Source organism: Pseudomonas sp. YeP6b (assembly GCF_025642995.1).
Classification (GTDB): Bacteria; Pseudomonadota; Gammaproteobacteria; order Pseudomonadales; family Pseudomonadaceae; genus Aquipseudomonas.
In genome coordinates this window covers 568,717-593,473 of sequence record NZ_CP080090.1, presented here as the reverse complement: position 1 = coordinate 593,473, position 24,757 = coordinate 568,717, and the positions used below count along the sequence as shown (strand labels likewise).

Annotated in this window: 21 protein-coding genes; 15 read left to right on the top strand and 6 right to left on the bottom strand. The window is 61.0% G+C overall.

The features are described from left to right. The first annotated feature begins 11 nt into the window (after positions 1-11). Positions 12-476 carry an ATP-dependent zinc protease gene (locus KZH41_RS02610; RefSeq protein ID WP_370004704.1) on the top strand — a complete coding sequence of 155 codons (465 nt, stop codon included), beginning with the start codon at positions 12-14 and terminating at the stop codon, positions 474-476. Continuing rightward, the gene (rimK, locus tag KZH41_RS02605; protein WP_025855543.1) at positions 473-1,378 is read left to right on the top strand and encodes a 30S ribosomal protein S6--L-glutamate ligase; all 906 of its coding nucleotides are present in this window, start codon (positions 473-475) and stop codon (positions 1,376-1,378) included. The genes KZH41_RS02610 and rimK overlap by 4 nt, the downstream gene beginning before the upstream one ends. Positions 1,379-1,516: 138 nt before the next feature. On the opposite strand, the gene KZH41_RS02600 is transcribed toward rimK, so the two are convergent. Both KZH41_RS02600 and ompR read right to left on the bottom strand, forming a co-directional pair. After that, complete coding sequence (locus tag KZH41_RS02600) at positions 1,517-2,830, bottom strand: ATP-binding protein (protein ID WP_094950877.1); 1,314 nt, start codon at positions 2,828-2,830, stop codon at positions 1,517-1,519. 117 nt (positions 2,831-2,947) lie between these two features. After that, positions 2,948-3,688, bottom strand: coding sequence for a two-component system response regulator OmpR (ompR, locus tag KZH41_RS02595; RefSeq protein WP_053255745.1), 741 nt, complete (start codon positions 3,686-3,688; stop codon positions 2,948-2,950). A 356-nt stretch (positions 3,689-4,044) separates the two neighbouring features. On the opposite strand from ompR, the gene KZH41_RS02590 reads away from it, so the two are divergent. The 7 genes from KZH41_RS02590 to tauD all read left to right on the top strand — a co-directional run bounded on the left by KZH41_RS02590 (position 4,045) and on the right by tauD (position 12,250). Continuing rightward, on the top strand, positions 4,045-6,369 hold the full coding sequence (locus KZH41_RS02590; RefSeq protein WP_263274327.1) for a Tex family protein: 2,325 nt from the start codon (positions 4,045-4,047) through the stop codon (positions 6,367-6,369). After that, on the top strand, positions 6,369-6,752 hold the full coding sequence (locus tag KZH41_RS02585) for a PaaI family thioesterase (RefSeq protein ID WP_094950875.1): 384 nt from the start codon (positions 6,369-6,371) through the stop codon (positions 6,750-6,752). The genes KZH41_RS02590 and KZH41_RS02585 overlap by 1 nt, the downstream gene beginning before the upstream one ends. A 215-nt stretch (positions 6,753-6,967) precedes the next feature. Continuing rightward, positions 6,968-8,551 carry a glutamate--cysteine ligase gene (gshA, locus tag KZH41_RS02580; RefSeq protein WP_094950874.1) on the top strand — a complete coding sequence of 528 codons (1,584 nt, stop codon included), beginning with the start codon at positions 6,968-6,970 and terminating at the stop codon, positions 8,549-8,551. 243 nt (positions 8,552-8,794) lie between these two features. Beyond that, the gene (gene tauA, locus KZH41_RS02575) at positions 8,795-9,772 is read left to right on the top strand and encodes a taurine ABC transporter substrate-binding protein (RefSeq protein WP_263274326.1); all 978 of its coding nucleotides are present in this window, start codon (positions 8,795-8,797) and stop codon (positions 9,770-9,772) included. A gap of 17 nt (positions 9,773-9,789) precedes the next feature. Next, the gene (gene tauB / locus KZH41_RS02570; protein WP_094950872.1) at positions 9,790-10,569 is read left to right on the top strand and encodes a taurine ABC transporter ATP-binding subunit; all 780 of its coding nucleotides are present in this window, start codon (positions 9,790-9,792) and stop codon (positions 10,567-10,569) included. Beyond that, complete coding sequence (gene tauC / locus KZH41_RS02565) at positions 10,566-11,402, top strand: taurine ABC transporter permease TauC (RefSeq protein WP_094950871.1); 837 nt, start codon at positions 10,566-10,568, stop codon at positions 11,400-11,402. The genes tauB and tauC overlap by 4 nt, the downstream gene beginning before the upstream one ends. Positions 11,403-11,413: 11 nt before the next feature. Continuing rightward, positions 11,414-12,250 (top strand): taurine dioxygenase, encoded by an 837-nt coding sequence (gene tauD, locus KZH41_RS02560; protein WP_263274325.1) that lies wholly within the window; start codon positions 11,414-11,416, stop codon positions 12,248-12,250. A 264-nt stretch (positions 12,251-12,514) separates the two neighbouring features. On the opposite strand, the gene mgrA is transcribed toward tauD, so the two are convergent. The 4 genes from mgrA to epsC all read right to left on the bottom strand — a co-directional run bounded on the left by mgrA (position 12,515) and on the right by epsC (position 18,537). Next, positions 12,515-13,552: an L-glyceraldehyde 3-phosphate reductase gene (gene mgrA, locus KZH41_RS02555; RefSeq protein WP_094950869.1), complete on the bottom strand. Its 1,038-nt coding sequence runs from the start codon at positions 13,550-13,552 to the stop codon at positions 12,515-12,517. A gap of 108 nt (positions 13,553-13,660) precedes the next feature. Then, positions 13,661-14,989, bottom strand: coding sequence for an OprD family porin (locus tag KZH41_RS02550; RefSeq protein WP_263275078.1), 1,329 nt, complete (start codon positions 14,987-14,989; stop codon positions 13,661-13,663). Positions 14,990-15,248: 259 nt separating this feature from the next. Continuing rightward, positions 15,249-17,210 (bottom strand): choline transporter BetT, encoded by a 1,962-nt coding sequence (betT, locus tag KZH41_RS02545; protein WP_176462930.1) that lies wholly within the window; start codon positions 17,208-17,210, stop codon positions 15,249-15,251. Between the two features lie 400 nt (positions 17,211-17,610). Further along, on the bottom strand, positions 17,611-18,537 hold the full coding sequence (epsC, locus tag KZH41_RS02540) for a serine O-acetyltransferase EpsC (RefSeq protein WP_094950866.1): 927 nt from the start codon (positions 18,535-18,537) through the stop codon (positions 17,611-17,613). Between the two features lie 166 nt (positions 18,538-18,703). Between epsC and KZH41_RS02535 the strand changes: the two genes are divergently transcribed. From KZH41_RS02535 to KZH41_RS02510, 6 genes are all read left to right on the top strand, one after another. Beyond that, positions 18,704-19,702: a D-cysteine desulfhydrase gene (locus KZH41_RS02535; RefSeq protein ID WP_263274324.1), complete on the top strand. Its 999-nt coding sequence runs from the start codon at positions 18,704-18,706 to the stop codon at positions 19,700-19,702. A gap of 214 nt (positions 19,703-19,916) precedes the next feature. Then, positions 19,917-20,711: a cystine ABC transporter substrate-binding protein gene (tcyJ, locus tag KZH41_RS02530; protein WP_094950864.1), complete on the top strand. Its 795-nt coding sequence runs from the start codon at positions 19,917-19,919 to the stop codon at positions 20,709-20,711. Continuing rightward, positions 20,711-21,376: a cystine ABC transporter permease gene (gene tcyL / locus KZH41_RS02525; RefSeq protein ID WP_242153899.1), complete on the top strand. Its 666-nt coding sequence runs from the start codon at positions 20,711-20,713 to the stop codon at positions 21,374-21,376. Before tcyJ ends, tcyL begins: the two co-directional genes overlap by 1 nt. Before the next feature lie 3 nt (positions 21,377-21,379). After that, positions 21,380-22,126, top strand: coding sequence for an L-cystine ABC transporter ATP-binding protein TcyN (gene tcyN / locus KZH41_RS02520; RefSeq protein WP_083355796.1), 747 nt, complete (start codon positions 21,380-21,382; stop codon positions 22,124-22,126). A gap of 394 nt (positions 22,127-22,520) precedes the next feature. Beyond that, on the top strand, positions 22,521-23,306 hold the full coding sequence (locus tag KZH41_RS02515; RefSeq protein ID WP_094950862.1) for a hypothetical protein: 786 nt from the start codon (positions 22,521-22,523) through the stop codon (positions 23,304-23,306). A gap of 187 nt (positions 23,307-23,493) precedes the next feature. Beyond that, the gene (locus KZH41_RS02510; protein WP_263274323.1) at positions 23,494-24,735 is read left to right on the top strand and encodes an SfnB family sulfur acquisition oxidoreductase; all 1,242 of its coding nucleotides are present in this window, start codon (positions 23,494-23,496) and stop codon (positions 24,733-24,735) included. Positions 24,736-24,757: the final 22 nt, after the last annotated feature.

Sequence of the window (24,757 nt, the reverse complement as noted above, 5' to 3'; positions counted from 1 at the left end):
CATTTGACCATTTGACCGTTGTGGGTCTGCGTGAGTGGGTGGCACTTCCCGACTTGGGAGTGGCGGGCCTGCGCGCAAAGATCGACACCGGTGCCAGCACCTCTAGCCTGCACGCCACCGATATCGAGCCATTTGAGCGCGACGGTGAGAAGTGGGTGCGCTTTACCGCGCACCTGGGCAGCGTGGTGCAACTGCGTCACCGGCGCTGCGAGGCGCCGGTGGTGACGATGAAGACCATCAAGAGCTCCAACGGCCATGCGCAGGTGCGCTACGTGATCAGCACCACCCTGGCGCTGGGTGATCGGGTATGGCGGGTGGAATTCACCCTCGCCTGCCGCAAGGCCATGCGTTATCGCCTGTTGCTGGGCTCCAAGGCGCTGATTGACGGCCATTTGGTGGTCAGTCCCGGCGTCAAGTACGTTCAAGACAAGCCGGTGTTCCCGGTCTCTACTATTTCTGCCCCAGGTGCTGCATGAAGATTGCTGTGCTGTCGCGAAACCCGCGTCTGTATTCCACCCGCCGCCTGGTCGAGGCCGGCACCGAACGTGGCCACGAAATGGTGGTGATCGACACGTTGCGTGCCTACATGAACATTGCCAGCCACAAGCCGCAGATCCACTACCGGGGCAAGCCGCTGGAAGGCTTCGATGCGGTGATCCCGCGTATCGGTGCCTCGGTGACGTTTTATGGCTGCGCGGTGTTGCGCCAGTTTGAAATGATGGGCGTATTCCCCCTCAATGAATCGGTAGCCATTGCGCGCTCGCGAGACAAGCTACGTTCGCTGCAGCTGCTGTCGCGGCGCGGTATCGGCCTGCCGGTGACCGGCTTTGCGCACTCCCCCGATGACATCCCCGACCTGATCGACATGGTCAACGGCGCGCCGCTGGTGATCAAGGTGCTGGAAGGCACCCAGGGCATTGGCGTGGTGCTGTGCGAAACCGCAACCGCGGCAGAGTCAGTGATCGAGGCGTTCATGGGCCTCAAACAGAACATCATGGTGCAGGAATACATCAAGGAAGCCGGCGGTGCGGATATCCGCTGCTTTGTGGTGGGCGACAAGGTGATTGCGGCAATGAAGCGCCAGGCCAAGCCGGGGGAATTCCGTTCCAACCTGCACCGTGGCGGCAGTGCCAGCCTGATCAAGATCACCCCGGAGGAACGCATGACTGCGCTGCGGGCGGCCAAGGTGATGGGGCTGGCGGTAGCGGGCGTGGATATCCTGCGATCAAACCATGGGCCGTTGGTGATGGAAGTGAACTCATCGCCGGGTCTGGAAGGGATTGAGACCACCACCGGGAAGGATGTGGCGGGGATCATCATTCAGCATCTGGAGAAGAATGGTGGGCCGAATATGACGCGGACCAAGGGTAAGGGCTGAATCAGCTCATTTATCAAACACCACAAAACAGTGTGGGAGCTGGCTTGCCTGCGATAGCGGTGGGTCAGCAACCTATACGTTGACTGATACACCGCTATCGCCGGCAAGCCAGCTCCCACATTTGATTTCTGTTGCTTGTTAAACCGCGTCTCGCGGCAGCATCAGGCCAAGCGGCAACCGCACGCGCGCTTCCAGGCCGCCCTCCTCGCGGTTGCGCAGCTCAACATTGCCGCCATGCATCGAGGCAATCCGCCGCACAATCGCCAGGCCCAGGCCCGTGCCCTTGCCACCACGGGCACGGTCGCCACGGGTGAACGGGTTGAAAATACCTTCCAGCTCCGCCGGGTCGATACCCGCGCCACGGTCCATCACACTCAACACCACATAAGGCGCAGCACTGTCGCCGGACACATACGCCGCCACTTCCACATCGGAACCGGCATGGTGCAAGGCATTGCCGATCAGGTTGTTCAGCAGGCGCTTCATCGACACACGACGCAACGCAAACGGCTGGATCGGCTCCAGGCGCATGCGCACCTGTTCGCCATTTTGGTTATAGGGCGCTACCACTTCGCGCACCAGGTCCGTCAGGTCAACTTCTTCAACCACTTCATCGCGACCATCGCGGATAAACGCCAGGAACTGGTCGAGAATCGCATCCATGTCCTCGATGTCACGCACCATGTCATCCGTGAGGTCGGTATGCTCGCCCATCAACTCCAGGGATAACCGCAACCGCGTCAACGGCGTGCGCAAGTCATGGGACACGCCCGCCAGCATCAGCTCGCGTTCGCGACCGGCCTGTTCGACGTCTTCCGCCATCTGATTGAAGGCGCCGTACACCTCAGTCATCTCACTGGGCGTGTCGCTGACCGGCAGGCGAACGCTGCGCCCCTGCCCTAATTGGCGGGCGGCAAATACCAGGCGTTTGAGCGGTTGGTTGAGCTGGCGCACGAAAATCCACGCGGACGCCGTTGAAAGCAAGCCTATCGCCAGGAACCAACCCAGCACGTTCCAGATCTTCTGCCCCCGCAACGGGTGCGGGTAAAGCGGCACCTTGATCCAGGCGTCCCCCAGGCTCGGCGCCCTCACCCATAGCGCTGGCGAAACATGCATGCGCAATCGCACCTCGGTATCGTCCCCCAGCTCAGCCTGCATCTGGCGCTGATAAATCTCGCTGTAAGGCCAATGCTGCTCGCCTTCAGGCACACCGGCGCCGTCGACCCGAATCAGCGTCGAGGCCTTGGCTACCTTTTCGCGGTTTTCGGGGTCGACGGCCCAATAGGCACGAAGCGTCAGGGCAACGCCGTGGCTGTACTGCCGATCCACCAGCACATCTTCGTTCATCAATAGATAAACCAGCGTCAGTGCCTTGGAAAACAGAACGACGATCAGCACCAACCAAAGGGTGCGGGAGAAGAAACTTTGCGGGAACCACAACGGGGTTTTCATAGGAGACTGCCAGACAGCTTGCAGAAACGAGCGGCGCTCGCAGAAATGCAGACGCCGGGCTGCCCGTCGACCCTCATGGAGTCAAACGCCGGGCTGCCCGCGCCTGCAAATCATCGATTACTTGGTTGCAGTGCCATCCGGCACAAACACATAACCCACGCCCCATACCGTCTGGATATAACGCGGCTTGGACGGGTCCGGCTCGATCATCCGGCGCAGACGGGAAATCTGCACGTCGATGGAGCGCTCCAGGGCGTCCCATTCCCGACCACGGGCCAGGTTCATCAGCTTGTCGCGCGTCAGCGGCTGACGAGCGTTCATCACCAGGGCCTTGAGCACGGCGAATTCGCCGGTGGTCAGCATGTGTACTTCTTCGCCACGCTTGAGCTCACGGGTCGCCAGCGACAGTTCGTAGTCGCCAAAGGTGACGCTTTCGTCTTCGCTGCCTGGCGCGCCCGGAACCGGTGCTGCCTGGCGGCGCAATACGGCTTTGACCCGGGCCATCAGTTCGTCCGGGTTGAACGGCTTGGCCAGGTAGTCATCCGCGCCCAGCTCGAGACCCTTGATGCGGCTCAGCTCATCACCCTTGGCAGTGAGCATGATGATTGGAATCTGGTTGTTCGCACCGCGCAGACGTTTGCAGGCGGTGAGGCCATCTTCGCCGGGCAGCATCAGGTCGAGCACGACCAGATTGAACACTTCACGCCCCAATAGGCGGTCCATTTGCTCGGTGTTCGGCACCGCGCGGGCACGGTAGCCCTTGGAGTTGAAGAAACGCTCCAGCAGGCTGCTCAGCCCCGGATCGTCGTCAACGATGAGAATTTTTTCGCCTTCAGCAGTTTGTGCAGTGCTGCTCATTAGATGCTCCTCTTATCTCGGCGCGCATTATGGCGTAGCTGCCGTTATACGCACCGTGTGCATTGTTAGCAGATTTTTCCTTCACTGCCAGTGAAGCCGTGCCCTGTAACCTCAGGCACAGTACCCCTCAAGGGCAGAACGCTGGTTATAATGCGCCGCCTTTGTAGGGGCTAATGTCAGACTTTACTGCTTACTGCCTCGCCAGTTTTTTCAGTGCCGGGCAGCAATTTTCCGATTTCGAGGGTCATAAGCGCGCCTCTTGACCCAGGCAGCGGCGCCAGTCGGGCCGCTCAACCAGCCTCGCAACGCCTTGTTTTCCGGGCCTGCGAGCTGCTTTCAGAATTTCAGGTGGTTTTATGGACAGCATCAACAGCCGCATCGCCGAGGAACTCGGTGTACGCCCACAACAGGTCGAAGCGGCCGTCGCTCTACTGGATGAAGGCTCCACGGTGCCTTTCATCGCCCGTTACCGTAAAGAAGTCACCGGCAGCCTCGATGATATCCAGTTGCGGCATCTGGAAGAGCGCCTGCGCTACCTGCGAGAACTCGACGAACGGCGCATCAGCATCCTCGCCAGCATCGAGGAACAGGGCAAGCTGACTCCGCAACTGGAACGCGACATCAAGCTCGCCGACACCAAGACCCGCCTCGAAGACCTCTACCTGCCGTACAAACAGAAGCGCCGCACCAAGGGCCAGATCGCCCTGGAAGCCGGCCTCGGCGACTTGGCTGACGGCTTGTTCAACGACCCGTCGCTGACCCCGGAAGCCGAAGCTGCACGCTTCATCGACGCCGAAAAAGGCGTCGCCGACGTCAAGGCGGCCCTCGAAGGCGCCAAGTACATCCTGATGGAGCGCTTCGCCGAAAACGCCGGCCTGCTGGAAAAATTGCGCACTTACTTGAAGCAGGAAGCCACCCTCAGCGCCCGCGTCATCGCCGGCAAAGAGGAAGAAGGCGCCAAGTTCCGCGACTATTTCGAACACGACGAACCGCTCAAAAGCATGCCGTCCCACCGTGCGCTGGCGATTTTCCGCGGCCGCAACGAAGGTATTCTCAGCTCCGCGCTGAAAGTCGGCGACGAGCTGCCAGGCACCATGCACCCCTGCGAAGGCATGATCGGGCAACAATTCGGCATCCAGAATCAGAACCGTCCTGCGGACAAGTGGCTCGGTGAAGTCGTGCGCTGGACCTGGAAGGTCAAGCTCTACACCCACCTGGAAACCGACCTGCTCGGCGAGCTGCGCGACGGCGCCGAAACCGAGGCGATCAACGTATTCGCCCACAACCTGCACGACCTGCTGCTGGCCGCACCGGCCGGCCCACGCGCAACCTTGGGCCTCGACCCGGGCCTGCGTACCGGCTGCAAGGTGGCGGTGGTCGACTCCACCGGCAAGCTGCTGGACCACGCCACTGTGTATCCGCATGTGCCGCACAACAAGTGGGACCAGACCCTGGCCATCCTCGCCGCCCTGTGCGCCAAGCACTCGGTGGACCTGATCGCCATCGGCAACGGCACCGCCAGCCGTGAAACCGACAAGCTGGCCGCCGAGCTGATCAAAAAATACCCAGCCATGAAGATGACCAAAGTCATGGTCTCCGAGGCGGGCGCTTCGGTGTACTCGGCGTCGGAACTGGCCTCCAAGGAATTTCCGGACCTCGACGTGTCGATCCGTGGTGCCGTCTCCATCGCCCGTCGCCTGCAGGACCCGCTGGCCGAACTGGTGAAGATCGACCCTAAATCCATCGGCGTAGGCCAGTACCAGCACGACGTGTCGCAGCTGAAACTGGCGCGCGGCCTGGACGCGGTGGTGGAAGACTGCGTGAACAAGGTCGGCGTGGATGTGAACACGGCCTCGGTTGCGCTACTGGCCCGTATCTCCGGCCTCAATACCACCCTGGCGCAGAACATCGTCACTCATCGCGACGAAAACGGCGCGTTCAAAACCCGCGCGGCTCTGAAAAAAGTCGCACGCCTGGGTGAAAAAACCTTCGAACAGGCTGCCGGTTTCCTACGCGTGATGAACGGCGATAACCCGCTGGATGCCTCGGCAGTTCACCCGGAAGCCTACCCGCTGGTGCAACGCATTGCCGCCGAGACCGACCGCGACATCCGCTCGCTGATCGGCGACGCCGCGTTCCTCAAGCGCCTGGACCCGAAGAAGTACACCGACGAAACCTTCGGTGTGCCGACCATCACCGACATTCTGCAAGAGCTGGAAAAACCTGGCCGTGACCCGCGTCCCGAGTTCAAGACCGCCGAGTTCCAGGACGGCGTCGAAGACCTCAAGGACCTGCAACTGGGCATGATCCTCGAAGGCGTGGTCACCAACGTGACCAACTTCGGTGCTTTTGTGGATATCGGCGTGCATCAGGACGGTTTGGTGCATATCTCTGCGCTTTCGGAGAAGTTCATCAAAGACCCTCGCGAAGCGGTGAAAGCCGGTGATGTGGTCAAGGTCAAGGTCATGGAAGTCGATATCCCACGCAAACGCGTCGGCCTGTCGATGCGCATGAGCGACACGCCCGGTGAGAAAATCGACGGTGCCCGTGGCGCACGCCCAGGTTCCGCGCCGCGTCAGTCGCAAAACAACGCACCGCGCAAGGAAGCCGCCACCGCAGCGCCGAGCAACAACGCTATGGCGTCGCTGTTCGCCAATGCCAAGCAGTTGAAGAAGCGCTGATGGAAATTCCAGCCGGCTTGACCCAGAGCGCGTTCAGCGAGCTGATCGGCTGCCGCCTGCAACGCCTGGATGAAGGCGTTGCCGAGGTGGCCCTGACCCTGGAGCCGCAGTTGCGCAACCGCGCGGGCAAGCTCCATGGCGGGGCAATTTTCAGCCTGGTGGACATCACCATGGGGCTGGCGTGTTCCAGCGCCCATGGTTTCGACCAGCAGAGCGCGACCATCGAGTGCAAAATCAACTATATCCGTGCCGTAGAAGACGGTGACGTGCTGTGCACCAGCCGCGTGATTCACGCCGGTCGACGCACGCTGGTGGTCGAAGCCGATGTGCATCAAGGCGAAAGACTTATCGCAAAAGCACAAGGTACCTTCGCTGTCCTCTAGCTCCCCGCCCTCGATTTGAGTTAATTTCGGCGCTGTAACAACAGCGTCGGAATTTTCTTGCTGCGCTATAGCCCAATTCATGGAGTGAAGTAGGCTTTTTTCAAAGCGGGTCAAATCGACTCAAAACCAGGCGATAACGCCAGTTTCAACTTCACCCTTGTAGACCGTCCTGCCCACCCCCATATTGGGGCGACTGACGCGTGAAGGAATCCAACTTGAGCGAACTTCTCAACCGCCGCCTGGCCTTGCTCGGCAAGCGCGAACACCTCTCCCTGCTAGAGCAGTGCTTGCACGGCATCGAGCGCGAATGCCTACGCGTCACAGGTGAAGGTCGCCTGGCGCAAACGCCGCACCCCGAAGCCCTGGGCGCCGCGTTGACCCACGAGCAGATCACCACTGACTACTCGGAATCGCTGCTGGAGTTCATCACCCCAGCCCTGCCCAACCCGGCCGATACCCTGAGCAGCCTGGACAAAATCCATCGCTTTGCCTATAGCAAGCTCGGCAACGAGTACCTGTGGAGCCCTTCGATGCCGTGCCCGTTGCCGGCCGAGGAAGATATTCCGATTGCCTACTACGGCACCTCCAATATCGGACAGCTCAAGTACGTGTACCGCAAGGGCCTGGCCCTGCGTTACGGCAAGACCATGCAGTGCATCGCCGGCATCCACTACAACTTTTCCCTGCCGGAAGCGCTGTGGCCGTTGCTCAAGGAGACGGAAGGCTTCGTGGGCACCGACCGCGACTACCAGTCCACGGCCTATATCGCACTGATCCGTAATTTCCGTCGTTACAGCTGGCTGCTGATGTACCTGTTTGGTGCTTCGCCGGCCCTGGACGCCGGTTTCCTGCGCGGGCGTTCGCACCAGTTGGAAGTGCTGGACGCCGACACGCTCTACCTGCCCTACGCCACCAGCCTGCGCATGAGCGACCTGGGTTACCAGAGCAACGCCCAGGCCGGCCTCACACCGTGCTACAACGATCTGGCCAGCTACACCGACAGCCTGCGCGAAGCGGTGGCAACACCCTACGCGCCCTACGTCGAAGTCGGCACGCATAAGGACGGTGAGTGGGTTCAGCTCAACACCAACATCCTGCAGATCGAAAACGAGTACTACTCCAATATCCGCCCCAAGCGCGTGACCTACACCGGCGAGCGGCCGATCCAGGCGCTGATGGCGCGTGGCATCCAATACATCGAAGTGCGCTGCCTGGACATCAACCCGTTCCTGCCGATGGGCATCGACCTACCGGAGTCGCGTTTCCTCGACGCGTTCCTGCTGTATTGCGCATTGAACGACAGCCCGCTGTTCGCCAATAACGAATGCGGCAATGCCACCTCCAACTTCCTCAGCGTGGTCAAGGAAGGCCGTCGTCCGGGCCTGCAGTTGCAGCGTCAGGACCAGCCTGTGGACATGAAGGAATGGGCCACCGAGCTGCTGGAGCAGATCGCGCCGTTGGCGGCCCTGCTCGATGAGAGCCAGGGCATCACCGAGCACAGCCAGGCGTTGGATGTTCAGTTGGCGAAGGTCAAGGATCCGTCCCTGACGCCATCTGCCCAGGTGTTGGCGGCGATGGCAGAACGTAAAGAGAGTTTTGCGCAGTTCTCCCTGCACCAGAGCGAGGTGCACGCCGAATATTTCCGTAAAGAGCCGTTGCCGGCGCAAGAGCAGGCACGCTTTGAAGAACTGGCGCGCAATTCGCTGGCGCAGCAGGCGGAGCTGGAGCAGAACGAAGTGGGCGACTTTGATGTGTTTGTCGGGTCGTACCAGGCGAGCATCTTGGCGATCAGCAACTAAAAGCATCACGCCGCCCCTGTGGGAGCGGGCTTGCCTGCGATAGCATCAACTCGGTGCATCTGGAATACCGAGTCGTGCGCATCGCAGGCAAGCCCGCTCGCACATTTGGCCGATGCGCCCTCAACATCAGCATTCACTCTTATCCTAATAAGCTAATTCGAAAAGGTTATTTATTTTCGGATTCTTAGATCATTTAGTCTCCTCACACGCCGACCCTCGGCCGCCTGATTGAGGAGCTTCCCCTTGAAACGTTTAACCCCTCTGCGCCTCTTGGCCGCATTGTCCCTGGCCGGTGCCAGCCTGTTTGCCCAGGCGGCGGATGTGACGATCGCTTACCAGACCACCGTGGACCCGGCGAAAGTCGCCCAGGCCGACGGCGCGTATGAAAAAGCCACCAACGCCAAGATCGACTGGCGCAAATTCGACAATGGCGCCGACATCATCGCCGCCATCGCCTCCGGCGACGTGCAAATCGGCTACCTCGGTTCCAGCCCGCTGACCGCTGCCGTTACCCGCAAAGTTCCAGTGGAAACGTTCCTCGTGGCCACCCAAATCGGCGGCGCCGAAGCTTTGGTGGCGCGCAACGGTTCAGGGATCAACAGCCCGCAGGACCTGATCGGCAAAAAGATCGCCGTGCCGTTCGTGTCCACCGGCCACTACAGCCTGCTGGCCGCGTTGAAGCACTGGAACATCGACCCCGCGAAAGTCACCATCCTCAACCTCGCGCCGCCGGCAATCATCGCCGCGTGGAAACGCGGTGACATCGACGCCACCTACGTGTGGGACCCAGCCTTGGGCGTGGCCAAGGAAAACGGCAAGGTGCTGATCACCTCCGGCGAACTGGCCAAGTTCGGCGCGCCGACCTTCGATGCGTGGATCGTGCGTAAGGATTTCGCCGAGAAGCACCCGGAAATCGTCACGGCCTTCGCCAAAGTCACTCTGGATGCCTACGCCGCGTACCGCAAAGACCCACAAGCCTGGCTCGCCGATAAAGGCAACGTCGACAAGCTGGTGAAGCTCTCCGGCGCCAAGGCCAGTGACATCCCACTGCTGCTGCAAGGCAACGTCTACCCGCTGGCTGCTGACCAAGTGACCTTGCTGGGCGCACCGACCACCAAGGCTGTGACCGACACCGCCGTGTTCCTCAAGGAACAAGGCAAGGTCGACGCCGTGCTGCCGGACTACGCCCCGTACGTCAGCGCCAAGTTCATCACCAACTGATTCAGGAGTTCATTGCGATGGCCTTGCTACAACTGGAGCGCATCAGCGCACAGTACCCAGGCGCCACAGAACCGGTACTGTCTGACATTTCACTGGACCTTGGGCCCCAGCAATTGCTGGTGGCCCTGGGCCCGTCCGGCAGTGGCAAGACTTCGCTGTTGAACCTGATTGCCGGCTTTGTTGAACCCTCTGCCGGGCGCATCACCCTCGATGGCGTGCCGGTCAAAGGCCCAAGCGCCGAGCGCGGCGTGGTGTTCCAGGACGACGCCCTGCTGCCCTGGCAGGACGTACTGGCTAACGTCGGCTTCGGCCTCGAACTGGCTGGCGTGCCCAAGGCGCAACGCGAAGTGCGCGCCCGGGAAATGCTCGCGCTGGTCGACCTGGCGGGTTTCGGCAGCCGGCGCATCTGGCAGCTTTCCGGCGGCCAAAAGCAACGTGTGGGCCTGGCCCGCGCCCTGGCGGCCGACCCGCGAGTGTTGCTGATGGACGAACCCTTCGGCGCCCTCGATGCTTTCACCCGCGAACAAATGCAGGAATTGCTCCTGCAAGTCTGGCGGCGCACGGCCAAGCCGGTGTTCCTGATTACCCACGACATTGAAGAAGCGGTGTTCCTCGCCACCGATTTGATCCTGCTGGCGCCCAACCCCGGCCAGATCGTCGAGCGACTGCACCTGGACTTCGGCCAGCGCTACGCCGCCGGTGAATCGGCGCGGGCGATCAAGTCCGACCCGCGCTTTATCGAAACCCGCGAACACGTGCTGAGCAAAGTGTTCTCGCAACGGCAGGTGTCCGCATGAGCAGCTACGAACTCCCCGCCACCGCCGCCAAGCCGGCAGCGCACGCGGTTATTCCGGTGCGTCGCAGCCTGAGCACACGTTGGGTCAGCGTACTCACCTTGGTCGTCTTGCTGGCGATCTGGTGGGCGGTGACCGCCACCGGCTTGATCGAACCGTTGTTCCTGCCACCGCCGTCCGCTGTGCTGCAAAAAGGCTGGCTGCTGGCGACCACCGGCTACATGGACTCCACCTTGTGGCAGCACTTGGGCGCAAGCCTGCAGCGTATCGGCCTGGGCCTCGGTTTTGCGGTGCTGACCGCCGTGCCGGTGGGCATTGCCATCGGTTCCAACCGCATCGCGCGCGGCATTCTCGACCCGCTGATCGAGTTTTACCGGCCGATTCCGCCCTTGGCCTACTTGCCGCTGATCGTGATCTGGTGCGGCATCGGCGAGCTGTCCAAGGTGCTGCTGATTTACCTGGCGATCTTTGCGCCCATCGCCATCGCCACTGCGACTGGCGTGCGCACGGTCGACCCCGCCAAGCTGCGTGCCGCGCAGTCGTTGGGCGCCACCCGTGCCCAGCTGATTCGCCATGTAATCCTGCCGAGTGCCCTGCCCGACATTCTCACCGGTGTGCGCATCGGCCTGGGTGTGGGCTGGTCGACATTGGTCGCCGCCGAGCTGATCGCAGCCACCAGCGGCCTGGGCTTCATGGTGCAGTCGGCGGCGCAGTTCCTGGTCACCGATGTGGTGGTGCTGGGGATTCTGGTGATCGCCCTGATCGCCTTCGCCATGGAAATGGGCCTGCGTGCCCTGCAGCGTAAACTAGTGCCTTGGCATGGCCAGGCACACTGAGTGAGAACCGCATGAGCAGCCTGACCGTTACGCCAATAAGCACCGCCTTGGGCGCCCTGATCAGTGGCGTCGATATCACCCAGCCGCTGAACCTTGAAGAACGCGACGCCATCGAGCAGGCGTTGCTCAAGCACTCGGTGCTGTTCTTCAGAGACCAAGCCATCAACCCGCAGCAACAGGCGCGGTTCGCGGCGAATTTTGGCGACCTGCATATTCATCCGATTTACCCCAACGTGCCGGAACAGCCCGAAGTGCTGATCCTCGACACCGCCGTCACCGACGTGCGCGACAACGCGGTGTGGCACACCGACGTGACCTTCCTGCCCACTCCGGCCCTCGGCGCGGTACTGAGTGCCAAGCTGTTGCCGGCGTTTGGCGGCGATACGCTGTGGGCCAGCGGGATTGCAGCGTATGAGGCGCTGTCGGCGCCGCTCAAGCGGCTGCTCGACGGATTGACTGCCACCCACGACTTCACCAAATCCTTCCCGCTGGAGCGCTTTGGCAACACCGTCGAGGACTTGGCCCGCAGGGAAGAAACCCGCAAGAAAAACCCACCGCTGTCGCACCCGGTGGTGCGCACGCATCCGGTGAGTGGGCGCAAGTCGCTGTTTGTCAGCGATGGGTTTACCACCAAGATCAACGAGCTGGAGCCGGCCGAAAGCGAAGCGATTTTGAAGCTGCTTTTCGCCCACGCGACCCGCCCCGAATTCACCATTCGCTGGCGCTGGCAGGAGAATGACGTCGCGTTCTGGGATAACCGCGTGACCCAGCATTACGCGGTGGATGACTACCGGCCGCAGCGGCGGGTGATGCATCGGGCGACGATTTTGGGCGACGTACCCTTCTAAGCCACACCGCAAATCAACTGTGGGAGCTGGCTTGTCGGGTCGCCGCATCGCTGCGATAGCGGTGGGTCAGCCAATATCTTCATCGGCTGAAACACCGTCATCGCGGGCAAGCCCGCTCCCACATTGACCGAGTTATGCCTGCCAGCTCGTTCCCACGCTCTGCGTGGGAACGCAGCCCACGGCGCTCTGCGCCTGCTTCTAGAGCCGTGACGCGGAGCGTCACAGGGGGCATTCCCACGCAGAGCGTGGGAACAATGTGGTGGGTTATTCAGCGGTGGATGGCTTCTCCCACAGGTTAATCCCGCCTTCCTGCGCAAACCGATCAATCTCCGCCAGCTCTTCCACGCTGAAGCTCAAGTTCTTCAACGCCCCTACGTTCTCGATGATCTGCTCCGGCCGGCTTGCGCCGATCAGCGCACTGGTCACCCGTGGGTCACGCAGGGTCCAGGCCAACGCCAGTTGCGCCAAACTCTGGCCGCGACGCTTGGCGATTTCATTCAGCGCACGCACGTGGGCGATGTTGGCTTCGGACAGGTGCTTGGCCTGTAACGAGCCGCCACCCGGGCGGTTAACCCGCGCATCCGCCGGCACGCCATTGAGGTACTTGTCGGTGAGCAAACCCTGGGCCAGCGGCGTGAACGCAATCACCCCGGCACCGAGTTCTTCGGTGGTCTCCAGCAGGTCTTTTTCCACCCAGCGGTTAAGCAGGTTGTAGGCCGGCTGGTGGATCAGCAGCGGCACTTTCCACTCGTTGAGCAAGGCTGCGATTTCACGGGTTTTCACGCCTGAATAAGACGAGATACCGATGTACAACGCCTTGCCTTGTTGCACGGCGGTAGCGAGGGCGCTGGCGGTTTCTTCCAGCGGGGTGTCGGGGTCAAAACGGTGGGAGTAGAAAATATCCACGTAGTCGACGCCCAGGCGTTGCAGGCTCTGGTCCAGGCTCGCCAGTATGTATTTGCGCGAACCGCCGCCCTGGCCGTAAGGGCCGGGCCACATGTCCCAACCGGCTTTGCTGGAGATGATCAATTCATCGCGGTAGTGCTTGAAGTCTTCGCGCAGCAAACGGCCGAAGTTGATCTCGGCGCTGCCGTAGGGCGGGCCATAGTTGTTGGCCAGGTCGAAGTGGTTGATCCCCAGGTCGAACGCGGTGCGCAGCAAAGCGCGCTGGGTGTCGATTGGGGTGCTGTCGCCAAAGTTGTGCCACAGCCCCAAGGACAGTGCAGGTAGCACCAATCCACTGCGGCCTACGCGGCGATAGGGAATAGATTCATAGCGGTTTTCGGCAGCAATATACGTCATCGAATCCTCTCTGGGCTTAGGGCAAATAAGGCCTGGGAATAACGATATTCCCAGGCCTTTTAACCCGCTGAATCGCTTAACTATGCCCTTCCGTTTTACAGCAATTACCTACCAGAGTGGAACGACATAGCTGACATAGAAGCGATTTTCATCTTGCACGGTGGCACCGGTAATGTCCGGGCTGGCGTGCGCGTTTTTCCAGGTCACGCCAAGCCCTTTGAGGGTGCCGGTCGGTACTTGGTAGGCCACCGCAATGTTGCGTTCCCATTCGCTGGTGGTGCCTTGTGCAGTGCGGATGTCATCGCCGTGGGCATAGGCGGCGGAGAACGTCAGGCCAGCGAGGCCGAGTTTGCCGAAGTCATATTTGTACTGCGCAAGCCAGGTGCGTTCGCCCGCGTGCTGGAATTTGTTCAACTGCATGTTGGTCAGTGCCGGGGTGTCGGCACCTGAGCCTGGGCCCTGGCGCGCGTCACCGCTGTTCAGGCCGGAATCGAGGTACGGGAAGTCGCTGTCGCCGCTGTTTTTCTGGATGCCAAGGCCCACGGTATGGCCGTCCAGGCTGTAGCTCTCAAGCAAGCTGGCGGTGGTCTGGTTGATGCGGCCTTTGCTGGTGCCGTCACCGTAGAGGCCGGCCCCGGCAAAGTCCTTGTCGCCATCGGCGTTGGCGCTCACACCGAGGCTGCGGAACACCCGCACGTCGGTGTCGATCGCGCCCACAGACAATGCGTCATGACGCTTGGCGCCGAGGAAGAACTGCTGGTAGTAATCCTCAAGGTTGGAATACCACAGGCTGACGGTGGTGTTCTGGATGCCGGTGTAATCCGCACCGCCGAACAGGAAGCGATCACTTTCTTGGGTACCGCCGGCGGTGATCATGCCCTGGTCGCCGGTTTCGTTGCGAATCTTGGTCTTGAAGATATCGCCACCGGTAAAGGTGAAGTCGCTGAGGTCCTTGGACACCAGTTGCACACCGGTATTGGTCTGCTGGTACAGGCGCCCGTCAGTGTTGGCCAGCACTGGGTTGTTGCCGTACAGCGTGCCCACGCGCAGCTCATCCTTGGCGAAGCGCATCTTGAACGTGGGGCTCAGCACGCCAAACTGGTCGGCGGATTTGCCGTCGTCCAACGGGAACATACTGCCGGGGTAACGGCCCTGGTGATCCTTGTCGTTGAGGTCACCACCGGAGTCCAGTTTCAAGCCGTAGAACGCCTGCAAGTCCAGACCAAACCCGACCGGCCCATCGGTGTAGCCGGACTTGAAGTTGAACTCGAAACCCTGGCCCCAATCACGCACGCTGTGGGCCTTGGCGTTGCTGTTCACCACATCACGCCCTTGCTGGTTGAGGTAGCGGTTGAGCAAGGTCACATCGGCGTGGCTGTCGTCAATAAAATCGGCGTGGGCGGACAGCATAAAGCTCGCCATGGCGACACCCACCATGGGGCTTATTAACGTCTTCATTGTTACCGGTCTCCGTCACTGTTCTGAAATGAAAGCGTCAAACGCTTCACACAATTACGCAGTGGCCAGATGACAGTTGCGCGTCAAACCGGGGCTTGAGCGAATGAAATTAAATTTAAGAAAGCCCCGTAGGACGGGGCTTTGCGGGCTTTTTTGTGGGCGCGGGCTTGCCCGCGATGCAGGCAACTCGGTGTATCTCAAACACCGAGCTGATGCGATCACGGGCGAGCACAGGGGACTAGCGCACCAGGTGCAGGAACTGCAGGTGACGCTCGTACTGGTCGAGGATGTCGTTGATGATCTGCTCCTTGGTGTAGCCCACCAAGTCGTAGTCCTGGCTGCCCTCACTCAAGTGCACTTCCGCCCGATAATAGCGACGGTTGTTGAGCTGCTTGGAGCCCATGCCACCGCGTGCAAAGGACGGCGTGAAATAGCCACGCATCTGCACCTGATACACGAACGGATGCTCTTCGCCGTGGCCGATTTCCAGGCTGACGCTGTCGTTGGACGGGTCGGGCTGGGTGACGACGTTGAGGCCTTTTTCGACAAACACCGCCGTCACTTCTTCGATCGCCGGGCGCACCGTGGTTTCAAGGAACCGGTACACCTCATCGCGCGACGGGAAATGCACGGCCTGGGTCAGACGCTGGCGCCAACCGCCCGTGCCTTTGCGTGAACCGGACACCGGCGCGAGGGAATGCATCTGGGCGATCTGTTTTTGCGATTCGAGGTAGAACGCCTTGTGCAGCCCCCACATCATCAGCAACAGGATCAGCGAGAACGGCAACGAGGTCAGCACCACCGCGGATTTCAGCGAGTCGATACTGCCGGCGAACAGCAAGGCACTGGTGACCAATGCAGTCATCGCGCCCCAGAACACGCGTAGCCATTTCGGCCCGTCTTCATCGGCGTTGCCGCCTTTGGACGACAGGGTCGACAGCACCACGGTGCCGGAGTCGGCTGAGGTGACGAAGAACACGAAGCTGATAAACACCGTGACCGCGATGACCGTCTTGCTCCACGGGTAGGTTTCCAGCAGCAGGTAGAGGCTCATCGACGGGTCATCAATGGCCGACTGGCCGAGCGCGGTCATCCCGTGGTTGAGCACTTGGTCGATGGCACTGTTGCCAAAGATCGACATCCACGCCAGCGTGAAGCCGAGCGGGATCAGCAGCACGCCAAAGACGAACTCACGGATAGTGCGGCCACGGGAAATACGCGCGATAAACAGGCCCACGAACGGCGACCATGCGATCCACCAGGCCCAGTAGAACACCGTCCAACCGCCCAGCCAGTCGCTGGGTTTGTCGTAGGCGTACACATCGAAACTCTTGGTCGGCAAAGCACCGAGGTAGTCACCGATGTTCTGGATCAGGGTGTTGAGCAAGTGCTGGGTGGGCCCGGCGAACAATACAAACAGCAGCAGCGCGCAAGCCAGCAGCATGTTGATGTCGGACATCACCCGCACGCCCTTGTCCACGCCAGCAACGGCGACGAGGATCGCGGCGCCCATCATCAGCGTGATCAGGCCGACCTGGATCCACTGGGTGTGGGCAATGCCGAACAGGTAATCCAGCCCGGAGTTGAGGTGCAACACACCAAAGCCCATGTCGGCGCCGAGGCCAAACACCGTGGCGATGATGCCGAAGCCATCCACCGCGTAGCCGATAGGGCCATTGATGCGCTTACCAATCAGCGGGTAAAGCGCCGAGCGCAACGCCAGCGGCAGGTTATGCCGGTAGGCGAAATACGCCAGGGCCATGCCGACAAAGGCGAACACGCCCCAGCCGTGCAGGCCCCAGTGCAGAAACAGGATCTGCATGGCCTGGCGGGCAGCATCGGCGTTCATCGGCGCGCCCTGAGGCGGTTGCACCAGGTGCGTCAGCGGCTCGGACACACAGAAGAAAAACAGCGTGATGCTGATCCCAGCGGCGAACAGCATGCCGGCCCAGGACAGGTAACTGAATTCGGGTTCGTCGTGGTCGGCACCGAGTTTTATCTTGCCGTAGCCCGATAGCGCGGTGACCACCACGAAGACCAGATACAGGGTCATCGCCAGCATGTAATACCAGCCGACCGTGTTGGCCGCCCAGTTTTGCGCGGCCAGCAGCCAGGCACCGGCCTGTTGCGGGATCGCGATGACCGTGATGCCAAATAGCAGGATGAAGCTGGCGGCAAAGTAGAAAACGGGCGCATTCATGCGCACCATGCCGCTGGATGGGGTGGACGATGCACTCATGAACGATGCACCCCTACGGTGTGGGATGTGGCTGTAAATAACGGACTCAGCAAAGGTAAGCCTCCTGTTGTGAGCGGGCAGCGAACCACCGGTTTAACTTGAACGAACATTCAAGTTAAACATGGATAGGCGGTCTGGGACTAATCGCAGGGCTGAGCGGTAGACAATTTCTACACTAGCTCAAGGACTGGTATGACGGGTGGAGATGGCAAATCGTTCAGCGATGGCTGAGTGAAAACCGGTTCAAATTTGAAATGCAGCCCAATGTGGGGGCTGGCTTGCCTGCGATGGCGGCGGATCAGACATACCGCTACCGCAGGCAATTCAGCTCCCACATTGGATCGGGTGTGTGGCTCAAGCACTACTTCTGCGCCCCATCCTCATGCTGCAAATTCGCCTGGGTAATATTCGCCCCCGCCGGCACGCTGCGGGTTAGCCACACATTGCCGCCAATCGTCGAGCCCTTGCCGATGGTAATTCGCCCCAGGATCGTCGCCCCGGCATAAATCACCACATCGTCCTCAACAATCGGATGGCGTGGATGGCCCTTCTGCAACTGCCCGTCCTCATCCGCCGGGAAGCGCTTGGCGCCCAAGGTCACCGCCTGATAAATGCGCACTCGCTCGCCGATGATCGCGGTTTCGCCAATCACCACGCCCGTGCCGTGGTCGATAAAGAAACTCGGGCCGATCTGCGCGCCGGGATGAATGTCGATGCCGGTGGCCGAGTGGGCAATCTCCGCGCTGATCCGCGCCAGCAGTGGCAACCCGGCGCGATATAAGTGGTGCGCCAGGCGATGGTGAATCACCGCCAGAATCCCCGGGTAGCACAGCAGCACTTCATCCACACTGCGGGCGGCCGGGTCGCCGTGGTAGGCGGCCAACACGTCGGTGTCCAGCAGGCTGCGCAGGGAAGGCAAGGCCAGGGCAAAATCCTGGATCAGGCGGATAGCCAGGGCGTCGACCGCGCTGTCATCCTCGCCGCCCTGGCGTGCGGCGTAGCGCAGCTCCAGGCGCGCCTGGCCGAACAAGGCATTCAAGGCGACGTCGAGGGTATGGCCGACGTAGAAATCTTCACTTTCCTCGCGCAAGTCCACCGGCCCCAGGCGCATCGGAAACAGCGCGCCGCACAGCGACTCAAGAATCTGCGCCACCGCCTCGCGCGACGGCAACTCTCGGCCGCCGTGCTCGCCACTCAAGCGGCCATTGCGCGTACGCCACTGGTCCCGGGCGCCGCGCAGTTGGCTGACGATGGTCTGCAATTGCCAATGGCTGGAACGCTCACTCACGGTATTCACTCCTGACGTAATGGCCATCACTTTACGGTATGCACCCTGGCCGCCCTTAAGAACCAATGGTGTGATGCAAAGAACCAGACGGAATAAGCGATTGGCGGTTGCCCGATGAAAAGTGCCTGCCTATAGTCGCCCAATCACTTAGCCACCGTGCGTAGCCATGATCAAACAACAGCTCGACCGTTTTAACCGCCTGGAACTGCTGGGCGGCGCCACTGCCCTGGAAAAACTCGAGCGGCTGTCGGCCTGGCTGGGCAGGGACATCTACGTCAAACGCGACGACACCACGCCGCTGGCCATGGGCGGCAACAAACTGCGCAAACTTGAATACCTGGCCGCCGATGCCATCGCCCAGGGTGCCGACACCTTGGTAACTGCCGGCGCCATCCAGTCCAACCACGTGCGCCAAACCGCTGCGCTGGCCGCCAAGCTCGGCCTGGGCTGCGTTGCGCTGCTGGAAAACCCCACTGGTACCGAAGACCCTAACTACCTGGCCAACGGCAACCGCCTGCTGCTGGAGCTGTTCGACGCCAAGGTTGAATTGGTCGAGAACCTCGACAACGTCGACGAGCAACTCAACGCCCTCGCCGATCGCCTGCGCAGCAACGGTAAAAAGCCGTACCTGGTGCCTATCGGCGGTTCCAATGCTCTCGGCGCCCTCGGCTATGTACGCGCCGGGCTGGAACTGGCCGGGCAGATCGAAGACAGCGGGATTGAATTCGCCGCTGTGGTACTCGCCTCGGGCAGTGCCGGCACCCACAGCGGCCTCGCCCTGGCCTTGAGTGAAGTGCTGCCGAATTTGCCGGTGGTGGGCATTACGGTGTCACGCACCGAGCAAGCTCAGTTCCCGAAAGTGCAGGGCCTGGCCGAACGCACCGCCGAATTGCTCGGCGTGGATATCCCCGAGGCGTTCAACGTGATTTTGTGGGACGAATATTTCGGCCCGCGCTACGGCGAACCGAACGCCGGCACCCTCGCTGCGGTCAAGCTATTGGCGAGCCAGGAAGGCCTGCTGTTGGACCCGGTCTACACGGGCAAAGCCATGGCCGGTTTGCTGGATGGCATCGGGCGGCAGCGGTTTGAGGGCGGTCCGATTATTTTCCTGCATACCGGCGGGGCGCCGGCGTTGTTTGCTTATGACTCTGTTCTAACGGACTGAACACGGACCAGATGTGGGAGCTGGCTTGCCTGCTCCCACATTAGATTGAATGTCATATTCTAAAAAAGCATAACAAATTATATTTATATTATTTTCAAGTCTTAAAAACTCGCTTTATAGTCGCGCCGAAGGCGAAGACGCGCTTCGCGCTTTAAGGCAGGATACGACTACTGCGTCACCTGCTTCGCTCACCATAAAAACACAGGGGCTGTTCATGACTATTTCTGTATTGCGTCGCACGTTGCTGGTTGGCACATTGGGCTTGGCACTCGGGGCTGGCCTGATGGGCCAAGCCATCGCTGGTGAGCAGCTGGGCAACATCAAGAAAGCCGGCGAGATCAAGATCGGCCTGGAAGGCACCTACCCGCCGTTCAGCTTTGTCGATGAGAGCGGCAAGCTCAGCGGTTTCGAAGTGGAGCTGTCCGAAGCGCTGGCCAAGGAGCTGGGCGTGAAGGTCAAGCTGCAAGCCACGCCGTGGGACGGCATCCTCGCGGCCCTGGAGTCCAAGCGCCTGGACGCCGTGATCAACCAAGTGACCATCTCCGAAGAGCGCCAGAAGAAGTACGACTTCTCCAAGCCCTACACCGTTTCCGGTATTCAGGCGCTGGTGCTGAAGAAAAACGTCGACACCATCAAGACTGCCGACGACTTGGCCGGCAAAAAAGTCGGCGTAGGCCTGGGCACCAACTACGAACAATGGCTCAAGGACAACCAACCTAAAGCCATCATCAAGACCTACAACGATGACCCAACCAAGTTCCAGGACCTGCGCATCGGTCGTATTGACGCCATCCTGATCGACCGCCTGGCGGCACTTGAGTACGCCAAGAAAGCCCCGGACACCGCAGCAGCCGGTGATGCCTTCTCCCGTCAGGAAGCCGGTATTGCCCTGCGCAAAGGCGAGCCTGAACTGCTCGACGCGGTGAACAAGGCCCTCGACAAGCTGCGCGCCGACGGCACCTTGAAGAAGCTGTCCGAGAAGTACTTCAACGCTGACGTCACTCAATAATGGAAGCAGGTTTCCAACTCGCGCTGGACTCCGCGCCCTTTCTGCTCAAGGGCGCGTACTACACGGTGATTCTTAGCCTGGGCGGAATGTTCTTCGGCCTGCTGCTGGGCTTCGGCCTGGCCCTGATGCGGTTGTCACGCTTCAAGCTGGTCAGTTGGATTGCCCGCGTCTACGTGTCGTTCTTTCGCGGCACGCCCTTGCTGGTGCAGCTGTTTTTGATCTACTACGGCTTGCCGCAAGTGGGCATCGAGCTGGACCCGATTCCGGCCGCCATGATCGGCTTCTCGCTGAACATGGCCGCTTATGCCTGTGAAATCCTGCGCGCCGCGATCAGCTCCATCGAGCGCGGCCAGTGGGAAGCGGCAGCCAGTATCGGCATGACCCGCGCGCAGACCTTGCGCCGGGCCATCCTGCCGCAGGCGATGCGCACCGCGCTGCCGCCGCTGGGCAACAGCTTTATTTCGCTGGTCAAGGACACGGCGCTGGCCGCCACCATTCAGGTGCCGGAGCTGTTTCGCCAGGCGCAACTGGTGTCGGCGCGTACCTTCGAAATTTTCACCATGTATCTGTCCGCCGCTCTGATCTACTGGGTACTGGCGAGCATCCTGGCGCATTTTCAAAATCGTCTGGAAGACCGGGTCAACCGGCATGACCTGGAGTCTTGAAGCATGATCGTGGTTGAAAAACTGACCAAACAATTCAAAGGTCAGGTGGTGCTCAACGGGATCGACCTTGAGGTCAAGGAGGGCGAAGTGGTCGCCATCATTGGCCCCAGCGGTTCCGGCAAGACCACCTTCCTGCGCTGCCTGAACTTCCTCGAAGAACCCACCAGCGGCCGCATCAAGGTGGGTGACATCGAGATCGACAGCAACAAGCCGCTCAACCAGCAACAAGGCCTGGTGCGGCGCTTGCGCCAGCACGTGGGTTTCGTGTTCCAGAACTTCAACCTGTTCCCGCACCGCACCGCGCTGGAAAACGTCATCGAAGGCCCGATCGTGGTCAAGAAGATGCCGCGCGAGGCCGCGATTGCACTGGGTCGCAAGCTGCTGGCCAGAGTCGGCCTGGCGGGTAAAGAAGAGTCTTACCCGAGGCGCTTGTCCGGCGGCCAGCAACAGCGGGTGGCGATTGCCCGTGCACTGGCCATGGAGCCGGAGGTGATCCTGTTCGACGAACCCACCTCGGCCCTCGACCCGGAGTTGGTCGGCGAAGTGCTGGCGACCATCCGCAGCCTGGCCGAAGAAAACCGCACCATGGTTATCGTCACCCACGAAATGAGCTTTGCCCGCGATGTAGCCAACCGGGTGATCTTCTTCGACAAGGGCGTGATCGTGGAACAGGGCGAAGCCAAGGCGTTGTTTGCCAACCCCAAGGAAGAACGAACCAAGCAGTTCTTGAGCAAGTTTCTGGCTCATTAATTTCCTCAGAGCAGGCCCGCACTGTGGCGAGGGAGCTTGCTCCCGCTGGGCTGCGTAGCCGCCCCAAAATCTTGGGAGCGCTTCGCGCTACAGCGGGTGCAAGCTCCCTCGTCACAATAAGCCGCTCCTACACGAAATCCTCATTGCAACGCATAAAAATCACCGCTGTACCCGCCTCAAAATCCCCCGCCTCGTCAGACTCGTCTGAATCTACCCCAACCCGCCGTTTAGCCCTTTGCCGCCATTGACGCCCCCCGGCCAACCCTCTTATCTAGCGCCCAGAGGATTGGATCCTATCCCGGCTATTCACTGAATCGTTCCTTTCGGCACCCTGCGCACAACCGCGCCACGGGCGCCGGAACGATTGCTGCTGGCTGCATCAAGGAGATTACTTATGACGCGCACTGCAACCCCGGCCCTGCTCACCGCCCCGACCCTGCCACAGGCTCATCCACATGGCATCAATGCCCTCGCCGCCACCCAACTGCAGGTGGACATCGCCCCCTACCCCGGCATGGAGGAAGGCGACCTGATCGAGTTGTTCTGGAACAACTGCTTTGCCGACGCTCGGCGCGTGACCGCGTGCAAAATCGGCACACCCACACGCCTGCGGGTTCCGGAAAGTTTTGTGCTGGACGGACTGGCGCAGGTTCACTACCAAGTCATGCAGATCGGCCACGGCCCGGCATGCTCAGCCATCACGCACGTGCAGGTAAAAACCAACTACCCAGGGGGCCAGCCTTCGGCGCTCTTGCGCGACGAAAACCAGAACCTCGCCCCTGTGAGCCTGCCCGACACGATCCGACGCTACGGCATCAATGGCAGCCAGGTACGGCGCGGTATTCCGCTGACCATCGAGCCGTACCTGAATATGGCAAGCGGCGACGCCATTACCCTGCGGTGGGGTGACGTGCGTCTGGACCTGCCGACAATCCAAGCCAAAGGCGTCGGCCTGGCGGTACACGTATGGGTGCCCTCAACGGTGATCATCGAAGCGGGCGACGACAGCCGCCTGGACGTGACGTACTGCATCCTTGACCGTGTCGGTAATAATTCACGCTGGGCACCGGTGCGCAGCCTGACCATTGCCACCTGCTCTCCACAGACGCCGCCCCGTCCGGCCAGGGCCGCGTCGACCTACCAACCGCGCCAACCCGGTTCACCGTGCGAACCTGGGTGACAGCCCTTCTATGCATATTCCTATAAGTTAGTTTATTTAAAAATTTAACGCGCTTAGGGTATATGCACCGGACCACCGGACATCTCTGATTTTTCTGTTTCTATTTCATTGAATGCGAGGTCGGTATGGTCAGAATTACCCCGGTGCATAACGCCAGGGCATTACGTGCAGCCAAGGAGCGGCGCTGATGTCTAACTTGGCTCTAACACCCCCCCAGAGTGATCTGGATGTAGCCCCATTGCTGTTGCCGGCCGCTGTGCTGCGCAACGACGCGCAAGCGTTGAGCGCAGCCCATGAATTGGCCCAGGCCGCGCGCCTGCAAGCGGCCAAGCGCGACCAGCAGCGCAAGCTGCCATGGGCACAAATCGAACAATTTACCCGCAGCGGGTTGGGCAGTATTTCCATTCCCCGTGAATACGGCGGCCCACAGGTGTCTTTCACCACCTTGGCCGACGTGTTCGCGATCATCAGCGCGGCGGACCCAGCCCTGGGGCAGATCCCGCAGAACCATTTCGGCATCCTGCACCTGGTGCAGGGCGCCGCCACCGAACGCCAGAAAAAGCAGCTGTTCCAGAGCGTCCTCGACGGCTGGCGCATCGGCAACGGCGGCCCGGAACGCGGCACTAAAAACACCCTGGAGCTCAAGGCGCGCATCACCGCTGAAGGCGACGGCTACGTGATCAGCGGCCAGAAGTTCTATTCCACCGGCGCGCTGTTTGCCCATTGGGTGGTGGTCAAGGCGCTGAACGATGACGGCAAGCAGGTCATGGCCTTTGTGCGCCGTGGCAGCGAAGGGCTGCGCATCGTTGACGATTGGTCGGGCTTTGGCCAACGCACCACCGCCAGCGGCACCGTACTGCTCGACCGAGTGCCGGTGGACGCGGAGTTGGTAGTGGAGAACTGGCGCATCGGCGAAAGCCCGAATATCCAGGGCGCCGTCTCGCAATTGATCCAGGCCGCCATCGACGCCGGCATCGCCCGTGGTGCGCTCGATGACACCATCGCATTCGTGCGTGAACGCTCACGCCCGTGGATCGACGCCAAGGTCGAACGCGCCAGTGATGATTTGTATGTAATCGCCGACATCGGCAAGCTGAAAATCGAACTGCACGCCGCCGAAGCCCTGTTGCGCAAGGCCGGCAAGGTGCTGGACGAGGTCAGTGCCGCGCCGATCACCGCGCAATCCGCTGCACGGGCTTCGATTGCCGTGGCCGAGGCGAAAGTGCTGACCACTGAAGTGTCGTTGCTGGTCAGCGAAAAGCTCTTCGAATTGGCCGGCAGCCGCGCCACCCTCGCTGAATTCAACCTTGACCGCCACTGGCGCAACGCCCGGGTGCACACCCTGCACGACCCGGTGCGCTGGAAGTACCACGCCGTGGGCGCTTATCGACTGAACGGCACTTTGCCTGCTCGACATTCCTGGATCTGACCGACCAGACCTCTGGAGAAAC